Origin of the sequence: Agrobacterium tumefaciens (assembly GCF_005221325.1) — a bacterium.
In the GTDB taxonomy this organism is placed as follows: domain Bacteria; phylum Pseudomonadota; class Alphaproteobacteria; order Rhizobiales; family Rhizobiaceae; genus Agrobacterium.
In genome coordinates this window covers 1,754,834-1,771,111 of record NZ_CP039888.1, presented here as the reverse complement: position 1 = coordinate 1,771,111, position 16,278 = coordinate 1,754,834, and the positions used below count along the sequence as shown (strand labels likewise).

General features: G+C 60.2%; 18 protein-coding genes. 10 read left to right on the top strand and 8 right to left on the bottom strand.

What is annotated here, in order from left to right; genetic code table 11:
• Position 1 precedes the first annotated feature (1 nt).
• Positions 2-2,008 (bottom strand): ATP-binding protein, encoded by a 2,007-nt coding sequence (locus tag CFBP5499_RS09345; RefSeq protein WP_080824744.1) that lies wholly within the window; start codon positions 2,006-2,008, stop codon positions 2-4.
• 382 nt (positions 2,009-2,390) lie between these two features.
• Between CFBP5499_RS09345 and CFBP5499_RS09340 the strand changes: the two genes are divergently transcribed.
• The 4 genes from CFBP5499_RS09340 to CFBP5499_RS09325 all read left to right on the top strand — a co-directional run bounded on the left by CFBP5499_RS09340 (position 2,391) and on the right by CFBP5499_RS09325 (position 5,798).
• Positions 2,391-4,184 carry an acetolactate synthase 3 large subunit gene (locus tag CFBP5499_RS09340; protein WP_080824745.1) on the top strand — a complete coding sequence of 598 codons (1,794 nt, stop codon included), beginning with the start codon at positions 2,391-2,393 and terminating at the stop codon, positions 4,182-4,184.
• Positions 4,185-4,203: 19 nt separating this feature from the next.
• On the top strand, positions 4,204-4,776 hold the full coding sequence (gene ilvN / locus CFBP5499_RS09335; protein ID WP_080824746.1) for an acetolactate synthase small subunit: 573 nt from the start codon (positions 4,204-4,206) through the stop codon (positions 4,774-4,776).
• A gap of 127 nt (positions 4,777-4,903) precedes the next feature.
• Positions 4,904-5,272 carry an ArsR/SmtB family transcription factor gene (locus CFBP5499_RS09330; RefSeq protein WP_080827269.1) on the top strand — a complete coding sequence of 123 codons (369 nt, stop codon included), beginning with the start codon at positions 4,904-4,906 and terminating at the stop codon, positions 5,270-5,272.
• The gene (locus tag CFBP5499_RS09325) at positions 5,265-5,798 is read left to right on the top strand and encodes an SRPBCC family protein (protein WP_080824747.1); all 534 of its coding nucleotides are present in this window, start codon (positions 5,265-5,267) and stop codon (positions 5,796-5,798) included. The genes CFBP5499_RS09330 and CFBP5499_RS09325 overlap by 8 nt, the downstream gene beginning before the upstream one ends.
• Before the next feature lie 139 nt (positions 5,799-5,937).
• Here CFBP5499_RS09325 and CFBP5499_RS09320 read toward each other — a convergent pair whose 3' ends face one another.
• A complete protein-coding gene (locus tag CFBP5499_RS09320; RefSeq protein ID WP_080824748.1) occupies positions 5,938-6,783 on the bottom strand; it encodes an aldo/keto reductase in 846 nt (281 codons plus the stop codon).
• A 164-nt stretch (positions 6,784-6,947) separates the two neighbouring features.
• Here CFBP5499_RS09320 and CFBP5499_RS09315 point away from each other — a divergent pair, with 164 nt between their 5' ends.
• Positions 6,948-7,541 (top strand): LysE family translocator, encoded by a 594-nt coding sequence (locus CFBP5499_RS09315; protein ID WP_080824749.1) that lies wholly within the window; start codon positions 6,948-6,950, stop codon positions 7,539-7,541.
• A 6-nt stretch (positions 7,542-7,547) separates the two neighbouring features.
• On the opposite strand, the gene CFBP5499_RS09310 is transcribed toward CFBP5499_RS09315, so the two are convergent.
• Genes CFBP5499_RS09310 through CFBP5499_RS09300 form a run of 3 tightly spaced genes read right to left on the bottom strand, consistent with a single transcriptional unit; the run spans position 7,548 to position 9,254 of the window.
• Complete coding sequence (locus CFBP5499_RS09310; protein WP_080824750.1) at positions 7,548-8,336, bottom strand: anti-sigma factor family protein; 789 nt, start codon at positions 8,334-8,336, stop codon at positions 7,548-7,550.
• The gene (locus CFBP5499_RS09305; protein ID WP_175416669.1) at positions 8,333-8,890 is read right to left on the bottom strand and encodes an RNA polymerase sigma factor; all 558 of its coding nucleotides are present in this window, start codon (positions 8,888-8,890) and stop codon (positions 8,333-8,335) included. Before CFBP5499_RS09305 ends, CFBP5499_RS09310 begins: the two co-directional genes overlap by 4 nt.
• Complete coding sequence (locus CFBP5499_RS09300; RefSeq protein ID WP_080824752.1) at positions 8,874-9,254, bottom strand: COG4315 family predicted lipoprotein; 381 nt, start codon at positions 9,252-9,254, stop codon at positions 8,874-8,876. Before CFBP5499_RS09300 ends, CFBP5499_RS09305 begins: the two co-directional genes overlap by 17 nt.
• A 132-nt stretch (positions 9,255-9,386) precedes the next feature.
• Between CFBP5499_RS09300 and CFBP5499_RS09295 the strand changes: the two genes are divergently transcribed.
• Positions 9,387-9,746, top strand: coding sequence for an ArsR/SmtB family transcription factor (locus CFBP5499_RS09295; protein WP_175416667.1), 360 nt, complete (start codon positions 9,387-9,389; stop codon positions 9,744-9,746).
• Positions 9,743-10,225: an SRPBCC family protein gene (locus CFBP5499_RS09290; protein WP_080824754.1), complete on the top strand. Its 483-nt coding sequence runs from the start codon at positions 9,743-9,745 to the stop codon at positions 10,223-10,225. Before CFBP5499_RS09295 ends, CFBP5499_RS09290 begins: the two co-directional genes overlap by 4 nt.
• Before the next feature lie 6 nt (positions 10,226-10,231).
• Here the strand turns inward: CFBP5499_RS09290 and CFBP5499_RS09285 are convergent, their stop codons facing one another.
• Both CFBP5499_RS09285 and CFBP5499_RS09280 read right to left on the bottom strand, forming a co-directional pair.
• On the bottom strand, positions 10,232-10,714 hold the full coding sequence (locus CFBP5499_RS09285) for a DUF2269 family protein (RefSeq protein ID WP_080824755.1): 483 nt from the start codon (positions 10,712-10,714) through the stop codon (positions 10,232-10,234).
• Positions 10,714-12,000, bottom strand: coding sequence for an SDR family oxidoreductase (locus tag CFBP5499_RS09280; protein WP_080827270.1), 1,287 nt, complete (start codon positions 11,998-12,000; stop codon positions 10,714-10,716). Before CFBP5499_RS09280 ends, CFBP5499_RS09285 begins: the two co-directional genes overlap by 1 nt.
• 123 nt (positions 12,001-12,123) lie before the next feature.
• Between CFBP5499_RS09280 and CFBP5499_RS09275 the strand changes: the two genes are divergently transcribed.
• Positions 12,124-13,251 carry an ATP-dependent DNA helicase gene (locus tag CFBP5499_RS09275; protein ID WP_080824756.1) on the top strand — a complete coding sequence of 376 codons (1,128 nt, stop codon included), beginning with the start codon at positions 12,124-12,126 and terminating at the stop codon, positions 13,249-13,251.
• On the opposite strand, the gene CFBP5499_RS09270 is transcribed toward CFBP5499_RS09275, so the two are convergent.
• Positions 13,252-13,947, bottom strand: a complete 696-nt coding sequence (locus CFBP5499_RS09270; protein WP_080824757.1) for a MerR family transcriptional regulator — start codon at positions 13,945-13,947, stop codon at positions 13,252-13,254. It lies immediately after the preceding gene.
• 234 nt (positions 13,948-14,181) lie between these two features.
• Between CFBP5499_RS09270 and CFBP5499_RS09265 the strand changes: the two genes are divergently transcribed.
• Both CFBP5499_RS09265 and CFBP5499_RS09260 read left to right on the top strand, forming a co-directional pair.
• A complete protein-coding gene (locus CFBP5499_RS09265; protein WP_080824758.1) occupies positions 14,182-14,937 on the top strand; it encodes a pyridoxine 5'-phosphate synthase in 756 nt (251 codons plus the stop codon).
• Between the two features lie 72 nt (positions 14,938-15,009).
• Positions 15,010-16,275 carry an NAD(P)/FAD-dependent oxidoreductase gene (locus tag CFBP5499_RS09260; protein ID WP_080824759.1) on the top strand — a complete coding sequence of 422 codons (1,266 nt, stop codon included), beginning with the start codon at positions 15,010-15,012 and terminating at the stop codon, positions 16,273-16,275.
• Positions 16,276-16,278 lie beyond the last annotated feature (3 nt).

The following is a 16,278-nucleotide window of genomic DNA, read 5'->3' as shown; positions in this document are numbered from 1 at the left end:
CCTAGTCCTTACGGTAGAGGCTGCCGAGCGGCTTTTTCAACAGGCTTTCGCGCAGCGACGGGCGCATCTCACCGGGCGGCGGGCCATTCTGCGCCTGCATCTGGAAACCGGCCTTGCGCAACTCGTTGACGGCGCCGGAGGTGACATCCGTCGACGTGTTGGTGGGTGGTGCAGGCGGCGTGCGTCCGGGCAGCATATCCGGGCGGTAGGGTTCATATCCCTCCGTTGCGGGCGTCCCCAACTCTCGCTTCCAGCGATCGATATCGTCTGCCGCCGGAAATACGGCCGGTTCCGACAGATCGGAAAAAGCCGCTTCCACGCTTTGCTGGAAGCCGGTGATAACGGGCTTGGCCGTGGCGCGCATGCGGGTGACGATGCTGTTCAGGTCGACCGTGTCAGGGGTTTCATGGCTCACATGGCTGGTGATGCCGCTTGCCTTCGGCAATTTGGCCGTGGCTACACGGTCGAAGCGCATGCGCATCGGCACATTCACGGCCTCGCCGAAAGCGATGGCCTCGCCATTGCCTATGGAAGAGAGAAAGCTCGTGGTCGAGGTCGATGCGTTCGGCACGGCGGAGAGAATGATCTTCTGGTCGATCTCGTTCGACAGCCGCATGGCGAACAGGGTCGAGCATTGCGACAGGATGGTCTGGTCCAGCTCGCTTGGTCGCTGACTGATGACGCCGAGTGAGATGCCGTATTTGCGGCCTTCCTTGGCGATCTGGGCGATGGATTGCCGGGTTGGGAAAAAGCCACGCTCCGGGTCAGCCGGAACATAACGATGCGCTTCTTCGCACACGACAAGCATATGCAGCGACCCGCGCGCCAGCACCGCCAGTTCGAAGGACATGCGGCAGAGCACCGAGACCACCGAATTCACCACTTCGGAGGGGATGCCTGACAGTTGGAAAACCGAAATCGGCTTGCCTTCCCCCGGTATGCGGAAGATATGCGCGACCGTCTCGAGAATATTGTCGTTGATCGTATTGCTCGAGAACATGAAATTATAGCGCGTATCGTTGACGGCCGAGAGGATGCGGCCTTTCAGGGTGCGCAAGGCGGGTTTTTCGCCACGGCCTTCCAGCCGGCCGATGCGCTCGTCAATGAGGGCGAGAAGGTCGGCGATGCGGTATGGCACCGGCGTATCCGGTGTGATCGCGCTCTTGTCAGAGGTGCGGCGGACAGTGGAACCTTCGGTGCCGCGAAATGCCTTTTTCGCTTCGGGAATGAGATCGCGGAGGAAATCCATTTCTTCCGGTACGGGCTTGCGCCCGCGGAAAATCACCTCGGCAAATTCCTCGAGCCGCATCAGCCAGAAGGGAAGGTCCAGCGTGTCGGTATCGATGACGACGGAATGATCGGGAAAAGCCGCCGCGAATTCATTATGCGGATCGAGAATGAGGACGCGCAGTTTCGGGTCCGTCTCGATCGCCTTGTGAAGAAGGAGCGAAACGGCAGTGGTCTTACCCACACCCGTCGAGCCGACAACGGCGAAATGTTTGGCAAGCATCTGTGGGATGCTGATGGCGGCGTTGATTGTGTCGTCCTGTGTCAGCTTGCCGATGACGCAGGCATCGCGCTTGCCGCTGTCGTAAATCTTTGCCAGGTCGCTGGTGCGGATGCGGTGCGCCACCGCGCCGAGATAGGGGTAACGGGAGATGCCGGTGGAAAAACGTTCGCTGCCGTCTTCGGTGCGATAAACTTCGCCCACGAGTTCCACGTCGATCAGCAGCCTGTTTGGCCTGTCCGCTGCCCAATGGTCTTCGCCGGTGCGCATGGAAAAGACCAGCGCGGTGACACGGCTCGTACCCATTTCGATGGAGATCAGGCGTCCGACGGACCAGAGCTGCGACACATCGGTGGAGCCGGGTTCCGTTTCGGCGGCAACGGTGGCGTGCGCGCCGTTACAGGCGATGACGCGGCCCAGCATGCGGTTCGCCGGTTGCTCACCGGATCGCCGTTCGTTTTCGTCCATGCGGGACGCGTTATGAGACGTGTCGTTATTCACATTTTTTCCCGGTACATGCGGATGATCGCGGTGGTTCGGGCAGCATCTGCGCTTTCGAGACTAAAAGATTATGCTTAACAACAGGTGTATCGGTCGCGTTCGAAAATTTCGTCAAAGCCCCCTCCGGGGTAATAAAAAAAGGCGGGGGTGATTTTTTCCTGCAATATGCGTTGACGGCTTAGGCTTTTGTGGCTAACACTCCGGCCCATGAAAAATCTTAACGTACTTATCGTGGTGGGACGGCGCATGGGCAGGATGGTGTAACCATCCGGCGAAAGCACCCATGCGCTGAACGAGGCTCCTCTAGGGGCCTTTTTTTATGTCTTCAAACAGGCCCTCGGGCTCCACGATATCCAAAGCCAAAGCGGGATGGAAACAGGCAATGACGGATAAGGACAATACGGAAAACAGCAATCGCATGACAGGTGCGGAGATCGTTCTCAAGGCGCTGAAGGACAATGGCGTCGAGCACATCTTCGGTTATCCGGGCGGCGCCGTACTTCCGATCTATGACGAGATTTTCCAGCAGGAAGACATTCAGCACATTCTCGTGCGCCATGAGCAGGGCGCCGGCCACGCGGCCGAAGGTTATGCCCGCTCCACCGGCAAGGTCGGTGTCATGCTCGTCACGTCAGGCCCCGGCGCCACCAATGCGGTAACGCCGCTGCAGGATGCGCTGATGGATTCCATTCCGCTCGTCTGCCTGTCCGGCCAGGTTCCGACATCGCTGATCGGTTCCGACGCTTTTCAGGAATGCGACACCGTCGGCATTACGCGCCCCTGCACCAAGCACAACTGGCTGGTAAAGGACGTCAACGAACTGGCGGGCATCATCCATGAGGCCTTCCGCATTGCGCAGACCGGCCGTCCCGGTCCTGTTGTCGTTGACATTCCGAAGGACATCCAGTTCGCCACCGGCACCTATACGCCGCCTTCCGCCGCCATCCAGCAGAAGAGCTACAAGCCGAAGGTCCAGGGCGATCTCAACGCCATTCACGCGGCCATCGACCTGATGTCCAAGGCCAAGAAGCCTGTCTTCTATACCGGCGGCGGCGTCATCAACTCCGGTCCGGAGGCAACACGGCTGCTGCGCGAACTGGTGGAGCTGACCGGCTTCCCGATCACCTCGACGCTGATGGGTCTCGGCGCCTATCCGGCATCCGGCAAGAACTGGCTCGGCATGCTGGGCATGCACGGTTCCTACGAAGCCAACATGACGATGCATGATTGCGATGTTCTGGTCTGCGTCGGCGCGCGGTTCGACGACCGTATTACCGGACGCCTGAACGCGTTTTCGCCAAATTCCAAGAAGATCCATGTCGATATCGATCCGTCCTCGATCAACAAGACGGTTCGTGTCGACGTGCCTGTTATCGGCGATGTCAGCCATGTTCTGGAAGATATGGTTCGCCTGTGGCGCGCTTTGCCGAAGAAGCCGGAAAAGGCGCAGACGGCGGACTGGTGGATGCAGATCGAGCGCTGGCGCGCCCGCAATTCCTTCGCCTACAAGAATTCCAAAGATGTCATCATGCCGCAATATGCATTGCAGCGGCTTTATGAGGCCTCGAAGGGACGCGACACCTACATCACGACAGAAGTCGGCCAGCACCAGATGTGGGCGGCGCAGTTCTTCGGTTTCGAGGAGCCGAACCACTGGATGACCTCGGGCGGCCTCGGCACCATGGGTTATGGCCTGCCGGCGGCCATCGGCGTGCAGGTCGCGCATCCCGAGGCACTGGTCATCGACATTGCCGGTGATGCTTCTATCCAGATGTGTATCCAGGAAATGTCCTGCGCCATCCAATACGGCCTGCCGGTGAAGATTTTCATCCTCAATAACCAGTATATGGGCATGGTGCGGCAGTGGCAGCAGCTGCTGCACGGCAACCGCCTGTCCAACTCCTATACGGAAGCCATGCCTGACTTCGTCAAGCTGGCGGAAGCCTATGGCGCGGTCGGCATGTATTGCGACGACCCGAAGGAGCTGGATGACAAGATCGCCGAGATGATTGCGGTCAACAAGCCTGTCATCTTCGATTGCCGCGTCGCCAATCTTGCCAATTGCTTCCCGATGATCCCGTCTGGTAAAGCCCATAACGAGATGCTGTTGCCGGATGAGGCGACGGATGAAGCTGTTGCCAATGCCATTGACGCCAAGGGTCGTCAGCTAGTCTGAGCCGGGAGAGGAAAAGGACATGAACGCACACCTACAACCCACCGGCTCCGCCTATTTCATCCAGAAGGAAACGGCTGCCGTCGAAAATCACACGCTTTCGGTTCTCGTCAGCAACGAGCCGGGCGTTCTCGCCCGGGTCATCGGCCTGTTCTCCGGCCGCGGCTACAACATCGAGAGCCTGACGGTTTCGGAAACGGAACATGAGGCGCATCTGTCGCGCATCACCATCGTCACGCGCGGCACGCCGATCGTGCTGGAGCAGATCAAGGCGCAGCTGGAACGCATCGTACCCGTGCATCGGGTTCTCGATCTCACCGTTCGCGCCCGCGAACTTGGGCAGGAACGGCCGATTGAGCGCGAAGTGGCGCTGATCAAAGTCGCTGGCACGGGCGAAGTCCGCGCCGAAGCGCTGCGGCTTGCGGACGCGTTTCAGGCCAAGGTGGTGGATGCGACGGTGGAGCATTTCATCTTCGAGATCACCGGCAAGTCATCCAAGATCGACCAGTTCGTGTCGATCATCAAGCCGCTCGGCCTGATCGAAATCTGCCGCACGGGCATCGCCGCCATGAACCGCGGTTCGCAGGGCATGTAATTTCCGCCTCCAAAGCATAACCTTCAATAAAACCCGCGGTTCGCCGCGGGTTTTTTATGGAATCCGTCTGGAATCAATATTCAACCATATGGTTGACATTCCGCAGCGGCGAGCTATATTCAACAACATGGTTGAATTATCCGCTTCACATCTCGACACCGTCTTTCATGCCCTTGGCGACGCAACGCGACGCACGATGCTGCGCGATCTTTCCCGTGGCGAGCGAACGGTGAGTCAGTTGGCTCAACCCTTCGACATATCGCTCGCGGCGGCCTCGAAGCACATCAAGGCGCTGGAAAATGCGGGGCTTATCCGCCGCGAAGTGAGGGGGCGTATCCATGTTTGCCGCCTTGCGCCGGAGCCGTTGGCGGAGGCGCATGAGTGGCTGGATTTCTACCGGCGGTTCTGGAGCAATCGCCTCGATATTCTTGAGCAGATGCTCAGGGAGGAAGATCAGGGAAAATCCCCTGCAGATGGAGGAAATGACAATGGCTGATATCGCAATGCCTGACACCTATGGCCGTCTCGTCGAGCCCACGACCCTGAAGATCGAGCGGCTGTTGCCCGGACCGATCGAGCGGGTCTGGGCCTATCTGACCCAAAGTGAGCTTCGCCGCCGCTGGCTCGCTTCCGGCGAAATGCGGCTTGCGCCCGATGCGCCTTTCGAACTTGTGTGGCGCAACGACGAACTTTCCGATCCGCCGGGCCAACGCCCTGAAGGTTTTTCCGAAGAACACCGGATGGCCTCGCGCATCATCACGGTGGTTCCGCCGCATCGGCTCGTCTTCACCTGGGGTGAGGGTGCGGAGGTGTCTATCGAGCTTCAGGCGCTGGGCAAGGAAGTGCTTCTGACGCTGGTTCACCGCCGGCTGGCCGAGCGGACAACCAAGCTCAATGTCAGCGCCGGCTGGCATGTGCATCTCGATATTCTCGCCGCCCGTCTTCAGGAAAAGGAACCGGGACCTTTCTGGGATACGTGGCTGGCGCTGAAAGAGGAATACGAGCCCCGCATACCGTCATAAAGCCCCGGGGCTATCTGACCGACGGCGCGGCTTGCCGCGCCGTTATTGCGGTCTCTATTGCGGGCGGTTCCGGGTTCTCACATTCCGATTCAACCGCTTCAGCACCTGATTCCGAAATGCCTGCTAACGCCCTGTTGCGTCAGAGCATTTCCAAAGACGTCTTGCGCGTTGGCGGCGGGAATGCGGTGTCGAGGGCGGTCCAGTCTTCCTCGGTTATATCTAGATCGGTCGCGCCGCGATTTTCCGTGATACGGGACACGCTGGCGGATTTGGGAATGGCGATGACACCGTCCCTGTCCAGCAGAAAGGCCAGAGCCAGCTGCGCCGGGGTTGCCTGATAGGCCTTGGCGATGCGGATGAGTTCGTGGTTCTTCAGGATACGGCCCTGCTCGATGGGGGAATAGGCCATCAGCGGCACGCCGTGCTCCTGGCACCAGGGCAGAAGTGAAAATTCCGGCCCGCGCCGGGAGAGGTTATAAAGCACCTGATTGGCGGCGCAGTTTTTGCCCTCGGGAACCGCGAAAAGCTCCTCCATGTCGTCGGTATCGAAATTGGAGACACCCCAGTTGCCGATCTTGCCGTCGCTCTTCAGCCTTTCGAACGCGGCCACGGTTTCGCCAAGCGGGTGCTCGCCGCGCCAGTGCAGCAGATAGAGATCGATGTGGTCGGTGCCAAGCCTTGCGAGGCTGCGCTCGCAGGCTTCGGCAGTGCCTCTCGCGCTGGCATTCCAGGGATAGACCTTGCTGACCAGAAACACCTCGTCGCGGCGACCGGCGATTGCCGTGCCGACCACTTCTTCCGACCGGCCGTCGGCATACATTTCCGCTGTATCGACCAACGTCATGCCGAGATCGATCGCCTTGCGGATGCTTTCAACCTCCTCGTCCGCCGATGATCTCGTCTCGCCCATGTTCCAGGTGCCAAGGCCCAGGGCTGGAACCTCTTTTCCGGAGGGCAGGGTGACGGAAGGAATATCCTCATGCATGGCTTTGCTCCAGCGGTTGTCTATTGGACAATAGTCCTTTGTGTCGACTTCTCAAACCCATGGCGGAAACGATTGATCCATCAAAAAATTTGACCTCGCCCATCGGCGCGTCGGGATGGTTTGATGGCAGTGCGACGGATAGGGTTTGTGCTCAAGGAGAGATCATGACCATCGAAACCTTCGCCGCGCTGGTGCTGTTTGCCTTCACCACCTCCATCACGCCCGGCCCCAACAATATGATGTTGTTTGCTTCAGGTGTGAATTTTGGTTTTCGCCGCACCATCCCGCATATGCTTGGCATTGGCGCCGGGTTTCTGTCGCTGCTGATCGGGGTGGGATTTGGCCTCGGAGCGTTGCTGCATTCGGTGCCTGCGCTTTACACCGGGCTGAAATTCGCGGGCGGGCTTTATCTCGTCTGGATCGCGTGGAAGATCGGCACATCCCGCAGCCTGAGCGAGGGGACTGCAGCATCGCAGCCGATGAGCTTCCTTGCCGCCGCAGCCTTTCAATGGGTTAATCCGAAGGCCTGGGTGATGGCGGTGACGGCGATGGCGACGTACACCAACGAGGCGCAATATTTCTTCACTGTTCTGGTGGTTGGCGTGGCCTTCGCCGCCGTCAATCTTCCCAGCGTGTCCACCTGGGCGGGCTTCGGCTCTGCGCTGCGCGATTGGCTGTCCGTGCCGGTCCGGCTCAAATGGTTCAACATCACCATGGCCGTGTTGCTCGTCATCAGCCTCTGGCCGATGCTGAAATAACAGCCTTTACGTCGGAAACTGCCGGTAACATTCCTCGGCGATCTTCTGCACCTCGTCCCGCGTCAGTTCGGCGGAAACCGCATAACCCAGCTCGTTGTCGATCCAGTAGAAGGTTTCGACGCCGTCGGCGCTCGCCATGCGGAAGCTGGTGGTGCGGTTTTCCTCGTTATGGCCGATCAGCACCGTCACCCGGCGGCCGGTCTTGTCCTGATACATCAGCATCGCCCCCGGCTTGCCGCTGACGGGAATGAGACGTCCGCCGACAAGGTCATATCCGATCTTCGACAGATCAGGGATGGCGAAGGGGTAACCGAGCCGCTTGCCGAGCCATGTCGCAAGGTGCTGCTGTTCGCCTGCGCCGACCTCGACGGGGTGGCGAACCTCGCTCGCATAGATGAGATAGGCGGATTTCGCCTGTGCCGGAATATCCGTCGTCAGCGATGCCAGGGTCACGTCCTGTGGCGTCGAAAAGGAGGAGGGCAGCAGCCTGCCGGCTGCTGCGCCCGCCACGAAGATCAGCAAGGCCGCCGCCGTCCGCAGGAGCGCCGGTTTCAGCCGCCATGTGCGATCCCTCTTTTGCGGGCCGAGCATCGACGCGTCATGCGGATGTGCGGCGGCATAGGAGGCGAAGGCATTGCGCAGAATGTCAGCCTGTTTTTTCCATGCCTCCACGCGGCTCTGGTCTTCCGGTCTTTCAGCCAGCCAGGTCTCAACAGCCGCACGATCGTCGGCGGAAAGAAGCCCGTCGACATAGGCGTGCAGTTCGTCTTCGGTTATGGCATCGGGCCGTTTCATCGTGGTCTCCGCAGGGGAATGATATTATCCGCCGCCAGATGCTGGCGCAGGGTTTCGCGGGCGCGGGACAGTCTGGACATGACGGTGCCGAGCGGGATCGCCAAGGTCTCTGCCGCCTCCTGATAGCTGTAGCCCTCCACCGTCACCAGCATCAGCACTGCCCGCATATCCGGTGAGAGAAGTGCCAGCGCGCCATGCAGCCGGTCGTTCTCCAGCGTGTCGGAGAGCGTGTCCGGGAGGGCGATTGTCTCGTGGCCGTCGAGGCTTTCCGACGGGTGACGTTTCTCGGCGCGGTGGCGGTTGCGATAAAGATTCGTCATTATCGTGTAAGCCCATGTTTTCAACCCTGTTCCGCGCCATTGCCTTTTATTGGCAAGTGCCTTTTCCACGCAGTCCTGCAACAGGTCCTCGCCATCTGCGTCGGAACGGGAAAGGCTGCGGGAATAACGGCGCAGCATGGGTATCAGCGCCAGCATTTCCGCCTCGAAGCTGCCGGCTGCGGGGGAGTGGCTCCCCCGCGTTTCACCATTCATGCCATCAGGGTTTTGCGGCATCCCATACACCGTTCATACCGTCGCCGGTGGCATCGCCCTTTTTCGTGTCCTTGACCCAGTAATAAAGCGGCATGCCGTCCTTTGCCCACTGCATCTTGCCGTCCTTGCGCTTCAAGAGGGAATAAGCGCCCTCGGCCTTGTCACTGGCGGCTGCGAAAAACGGCGGCCAGTTCACCGCGCATTTGTCGTAACAATTGGATACGCCCTTCTTGTCGTTCTTGAAAGTGTAGAGCGTCATGCCTTTTTCCCCGGCAAGCACATTGCCTTTGTCGGTCTTGACCGTTTCGACCGCCGGCGCGGCATAGGCCGTTCCGGCAAAAGCCAGAACGAGGGCGGGAACGAGAAAGCGGATCTTCATGGACATATCCTCCTTGGTTCGGGCGGCTCAAGCCGCCAGCACATCAAGAGACACCGCCGGCCGCCGGTTTATTCCCCGCCTCGAGATTTTTTTAAACTTATCCATTGAGCTAAGTGTTTCGCCATGATAGTTAGCCTTATGGAAAACTATTCAGACGCGCTCGACGATATCTTCCAGTCTCTTGCCGATCCGACCCGCAGGGCGGTGATACTGCGGCTGGGCGGTGGTGAGGCGAGCATCGGAACGCTGGCCGAACCCTTCGATATGGCCCTGCCATCCTTCATGAAACATATCCGCCAGCTGGAGGAGGCGGGGCTGATCGTGACGCGCAAGCAGGGGCGTGTCCGCTTCTGCTCGCTGGAGAAACAGAGGTTTTCCATGCTCGATGGCTGGCTTTCGCAACAGCGCGCCATCTGGGAGGGCCGCACCGACCGGCTCGAACAATTCGTCATGGCACAAAAGGACAGGATGTCCAGCAAAGGGGAGAATGACCAATGACCGAGACTTTCAATCCTGATCTCGACCTTAAGATTTCACGCATCATCAAGGCGCCGCGCCGGCTTGTCTGGAATGCCTGGACTGATAAGGCCAGCCTGGAACAATGGTGGGTGCCGCATCCCGGTCAGTGCCGGGTGGACAAAATGGAGCTTCACCCCGGCGGTGCTTTCGAGACACGCTACAGCGACGACGGCAAGGAATTTGGCCAGCATGTCAGCGGCTGTTTCCTGGCGGTGGATCATGAGCAGCGTCTTATTTTCACCGATGCGCTGACGGCGGGTTTTCGCCCCTCCGCCCAGCCGTTCCTGACCGCCGTGATGACGTTTTGCGATCATCCTGAAGGCATGGAATATGTGGCCTATGCCATGCACAATAACCTTGCCGACCGTGACAGGCATGCGGAAATGGGGTTCTTCGACGGCTGGAACACGGTTGCGGAGCAGCTGGCGCAGCTTGTCGAGAAGCAGGCGGCGCATTGAGCCGCATCATCCGAACAGGGGAATATCCGGCTTGTTGAGCATCAGCCAGATGATGCCGAGAACCGCGAAAAAGGCGGGAAAACCGCAGGCAAACCAGATTCGGTAAAGGCGGAACCATTGCGCCGGCAGGGCTTCTCCCCTGGCGGCGCAATCACGGGCGATATTGCGCAGCCTGATCTGGATCCACACCACCGGCAGCCAGAAAATGCCGGTGAAGACATAAAGGCCAAGCGAAAGGGCGATCCAGCCTTCCGTCAGCGGCCAGCCGATGATGCGCGCGAGAAAATAGCCCGTCACCGGCTGAATGATCGCGGCGGTGGCGGTGAAGATCGTATCGGCAATGACGACCGTGCCCGCGACATGCGCGATTAGCGCCGGGTTTTCCGTTCGCCGCGCCATCACCATGAAAAAGGCGATGCCCGCGCCGGTGCCGAACAGCACCGTTGCGCCGATGACATGGGCGAGCCGCAGCAATTCCTCAAGCGTCATCAGCGTTCATCCAGCGTGGCGAGGGCAACAAGGGTCAGTACGACCGAAGGCAGGACTTTGACGAGGGGACCGAGCGGGTCGAGCCACAGGCCCGGCTCCAGCAGGCTGCCGCCTGTCAGATAGGCGGCGCTGAGCAGCAGCATGCCGATGAGCGCCTTTCTGGCCAGCGGCCGCCACAGGACGGTGACGCCGAGGGCGATATCGATGAGGCAGGTGGCGAGTGTGAGGGCGATTGCCGGCATCTGCGGCATGAAGGGCAGAAAATGCGCTGCCGCTCCATTGATGTTCAGCAGCGGCACGAGGCCGGATAACAGCCAGAATAACGACAGGCAGAGAATGACGAGGGGTTTCAGGAGATAGGATCTGGCAAACCACAGGTCCTGCACGCCGGAAGGGTGGGCGGCCAGTGTCTGTTTCAGGGTCTTGAGCGATGACATCCTCGGTCGCGTCTCATCCTCCGTTACGATGCCTTCCGACATGACCGTCATGGCCGTCGAGCGGAGCGGGGAGCGCCAGCCGAGCCTGCCTGCGGCATCCGCCAACAGGCTGACAGGTCGCGTGAGTGCCGCCGGAAGGTTTACGACAGGTGCGGGGGGCAGGCCGAGCCATTGCCGGTGCGTGGTGACCACGTCCTGCAATGTCAGTGTTTCCTCAGCGGCGAGTTCGAGGTCGCTGCCGGGCGGTATTTCACCATCGATGGCCGCGCAGACGGCTGCTGCCACATCCTCGACCGCGACCGCTCGAACCGGCATCGTACCGTTAACGAGTGGCAGTGCCAGCGGAAAGCCGGCAAGCGCGCGCACCAGCGCGGTGCCGCCGTGGGCATTGCGACCGACAACTAGCGCTGGGCGTAGAATGACGTAAGGCAGGCCGCTTGCGGCCAGCGCCTCATCGGCGCTGCGTTTGGTGGCGAGGAAGGGCAGGTCGGCTGCGGCGCCCGCCGTGCGGGCCGATATCTGGATCACCAGCTTTCCGCCCGCCTGCGACGCCGCATCGTAAAGCGCCAGCATGGCTTTTGCCTGTGTCGCGGCCAGATCGTCCGACAGGCCGTCCTGAAGCGCGCCGGCGCAATTGACAATGGCGTCGTGATCCCTGACCAGCGGGTCCCAATCCGCCGCCCGTGTCATGCGGGCGAGATCGGCGGAAATCCACTTCGCGAAAGGCCATTTGTCTGTGGCGCGCGTAACGGAACGTGCCAGCCCCGTGACGGCGTGGCCTCTGCCGTGAAGGCTACGCACGACCTCCGAGCCGATGAAACCTGTTGCGCCGAGAATCAATATCTTCATGCGCGGCATGATAGCGACCATGGCTTAAAAACCAGCCGTGTTTTATTGCCGCATTCTCATTGCCCGATTCATCTTTCGTTCTTTTTTGTTGCGCATCAGGCGCGAATCCTGCGATGAGGGCGCATGTTATTTTCACCGCAACAGGACGAAGCGCTCAAGGCTGTTTCCCGCTGGCTGAAAGAAGGCCGGACGCCGGTTTTCCGGTTGTTCGGTTATGCCGGAACGGGCAAGACGACGCTTGCCAAACATTTTGCGGAAAATGTCGATGGCGAAGTGCTGTTTGCGGCCTTCACCGGCAAGGCGGCGCAGGTGCTGCGTTCGCGCGGGGCGACCAATGCCCGCACCATCCATTCGCTGATCTACCGCCCGCGCGGCGAAGAAACTGTCGAAGACGAGGAGACCGGCAAGACCTCGATCGCGCCGATGTTCTCCATCAACCGCCAGAGCCCGCTCGCCAAGGCAGCGCTCATCATCATCGACGAATGTTCGATGGTGGACGAGCAGCTCGGCAAGGATCTGATGAGTTTTGGCACGCCGATCCTCGTGCTCGGCGATCCCGGCCAGCTACCGCCGGTTTCGGGCGGTGGCTACTTTACCGAACAGGAGCCGGATTATCTGCTGTCGGAAATCCACCGACAGGCAAAGGACAATCCCATCATCCATCTTGCCATGGACGTGCGCGAGGGCCGCGAGATCATGCGTGGCGATTATGGCTCCGCGCAGGTGATTTCCAAATCCGAAGTGACGCAGTCGCTCGTGCTGGAGGCCGATCAGGTTCTGGTCGGCACCAACCGCACCCGCCGCCGCTACAATCAGCGGCTTCGCGAGCTCAAAGGGTTTTCCGCCGATTATCCGCAGTCCGGCGACAAGCTGGTCTGCCTTCGCAACGATCCGGCCAAGGGCCTGCTCAACGGCTCGTTGTGGCAGGTGATGAGTTCTTCGCGCGAGACGGTGAAGCCCGGGATCAACCTGATGATAAGGCCGGAAGACGACGATATGGATCGCGGTGCCGCCAAGATCAAATTGCTGAAGGCGGCCTTCGAGGATGTGGAGACAGAAATTCCGTGGTCGACCCGCAAACGCTACGACGAGTTCGATTTCGGTTATGCGCTGACCGTGCACAAGGCGCAGGGTTCGCAATGGAACAATGTGGTTCTCTTCGACGAGAGCTATGCCTTCCGGGATTCCCGCGAAAGATGGCTTTATACCGCCATCACCCGCGCGGCCGAAACCCTGACGATCGTTCGTTGATCAGGCGCGGATGACGCCGAGCAAAACTGCCTTGGCGACCGCCTGAAAGCGGTTGCTGGCGTTGAACTTGCCGATGATCTTTGCCTCGAGCATGTTGAGATCGCTGCCTGAAAGGCCAAGGGCACGGGCAAGCCGCACCGGCGCATAACCCTCTGCCATCAGTTCCAGACATTTGCGTTCGTTGTCGGTCAGGGCAATGTCCTTGGCCGGCGCCCGCTCAGTGCCATCCATGCCCTCCGAATCCGTCTCCGTCACCAGCAATTCCTCGATCTGCTGGGCCTGACGCTGGAGGGTGGAAAGCTCGGCGGTCAATTCCCTTTTCCGCTGCCGCAATGCGGCGTGAAATATGTCGTCTGCCTCTTCCTGCGAGAGCGAACGGACGAGTTTTTCCATGATCTCGGTAATCGCGGCGACAGAGATGCCCACTTCGCGACAGACGTTGATGACGGCCATGCGCTGGACGTTGCGGTGGGTATAAACGCGCATCTGGCCGATACGCCTCGAGGTCAGCAGTGCCTTTTCCTCGTAAAAATGCAGTGTCCGGTGGGTTACCCCGAAAATATTGGCCATGTCGGCGATGGGAACCGGTTCGGCGGGCAGGGAGGAAGGCAGGCTCACATCCGGTAGAAAGCTGCTGATCCTTAGATTGGGTTTGTCCTCATCGCCGTGGTCAAACGGCATCCTGCCATCCTGCATCGTCTCCCCCTTCACGCTTTTTGACAGTGTGCCTGCTTTTTATGGCATCCGTTATGTGTTCCCCGCCACGAACCTGTCTTCTGATCAAGACATTTTGCCGAACGCTGCATAAGAACCGTAACGTGTATTGCCTGCTTTCGTTCCCGCACCTTTAAAAAATTTTATCGGCCTCCTTGCGGTTGGCGTCAACCTGCGTGAAACAAGGTGTCAATTCCGAACCGGAGCCCCGATGCCATGCCTGCAAAACTTTCCGTCAATCTGAACGCAATTGCCATGTTACGCAACCGTCGCGATCTTCCCTGGCCGGATGTCGCGCATTTCGGGCAGATTGCGCTCTCGGCGGGTGCAAGCGGGCTGACTGTACACCCGCGGCCCGACCAGCGCCATATCCGCTTTTCGGACCTGCCAGTGCTGCGGGCGCTGATCGACGACCGCTTCCCCGGCGCGGAATTCAACATCGAAGGGTATCCGACCGAGGATTTTCTCGTTCTTTGCGAAAAGACCCAGCCGGAACAGGTGACGCTGGTGCCTGACGACCCGTCGCAGGCGACATCGGACCATGGCTGGGATTTCCGCAAACATGCCGTTTTCCTGAAAGATGTCGTCAGTCGCCTGAAGGCTGGCGGCATGCGCGTTTCGCTGTTTGCCGATGGCGACGGGGAACGCGAGCCCGTGGAGCTGGCGGCCGAGACGGGAGCTGCCCGCATCGAGCTTTATACCGGCCCCTATGGCGGTTGTTTTGACGATCCTCAAAAGGCTGACGTGCTTGTCGAGAAGCTCGGGCAGACGGCGGATCATGCCACCGCACTCGGGCTTGCGGTCAATGCCGGCCATGATCTGACGGTGGCGAACCTGCCTAGGCTGATGAAACGCATTCCCAATCTCGCCGAGGTTTCGATCGGCCACGGGCTGACGGCAGATGCGCTGGAATATGGCATGGCCGAAACAGTCCGGCGTTTTTGTCAGGCCTGCGGTCAGGCTAATTCATAACCAAAGTCAATTTTTTCGCCTATGCTCTGCCTTGCGCATGCTCCGTGCGCGAGATTTGGAAGGCAGAGACATATGCAAGAACATCATGTTGTCGTCGTGGGTGGAGGCTTCGGCGGTTTACAACTGGTGCACGGGCTGGAGGGGGCCCCTGTCCGCATCACATTGATCGACCGTCGCAATCACCACCTGTTCCAGCCCCTGCTGTATCAGGTTGCGACGACGGCGCTGGCGACATCCGAAATCGCCTGGCCGATCCGCCATCTTTACCGCGACCGCAAGGAGGTGACGACCCTGCTTGCGGAGGTGACCGGCGTGGACCGTGCGGCGCGGACCGTGCAGCTGAATTCGGGCCAGGTGATCGGCTTCGATACGCTGGTGCTGGCCACCGGCGCCCGTCACGCCTATTTCGGCCGCGACGAGTGGGAGCGTTCCGCCCCCGGCCTCAAGACGCTGGAAGATGCAACGACGATCCGCCGCCGCCTGCTTCTGGCCTTCGAAAGGGCAGAACTTGCCACCAGTGAAGAGGAGCGGCAGGCGCTGCTGACCTTCGTCATCATCGGGGCGGGCCCGACCGGCGTGGAAATGGCGGGCATGATTGCCGAGCTTGCCCACAGGGCGCTGCCGGCGGAATTCCGCAATGTCGATACCACAAAGACCCGTGTTCTACTTGTCGAGGCCGGCCCTCGCGTCCTGCCGGTCTTTACGGAGGATCTTTCGACCTATGCGAAGGAAGCGCTTGAGAAGCTCGGCGTCGAGGTCCTGCTCGGCACGCCGGTGACGGCCTGCACGGATGAGGGCGTGACGGTGGGCGAGACCTATTATCCCTGCCGCACCGTCGTCTGGGCTGCCGGTGTGCAGGCCTCTCCGGCCGCCAAGTGGCTGAATGCCGCGGGCGACAGGGCAGGGCGTGTTATCGTCGGGCCGCAGCTTCATCTCGAAGACGATGCTGATATCTTCGTCATCGGCGATACCGCCGCCGTCAATCAGGAGAACGGCAAGCCGGTGCCGGGCATTGCGCCCGCGGCAAAGCAGCAGGGCGCTTATGTGGCAAAGGTCATCAAGGCGCGGCTGGAGGGCAAGCCGTCGCCATCGCCTTTCCGCTACAGCCATCAGGGCAATCTGGCCACCATCGGCAAACGCGCGGCGGTGATCGATTTCGGCCGGTTCAAGCTGAAGGGCGTGCTGGCGTGGTGGATATGGGGGCTTGCCCATATCTACTTCCTGATCGGAACGCGCTCGCGGCTGGCCGTGGCGTGGAGCTGGCTGTGGATTTATCTGAGCGGCCAGCACAGTGCGAGGCTGATTACCCAGAAAGAGACGTTGAAGGACGAGGCCTGACAT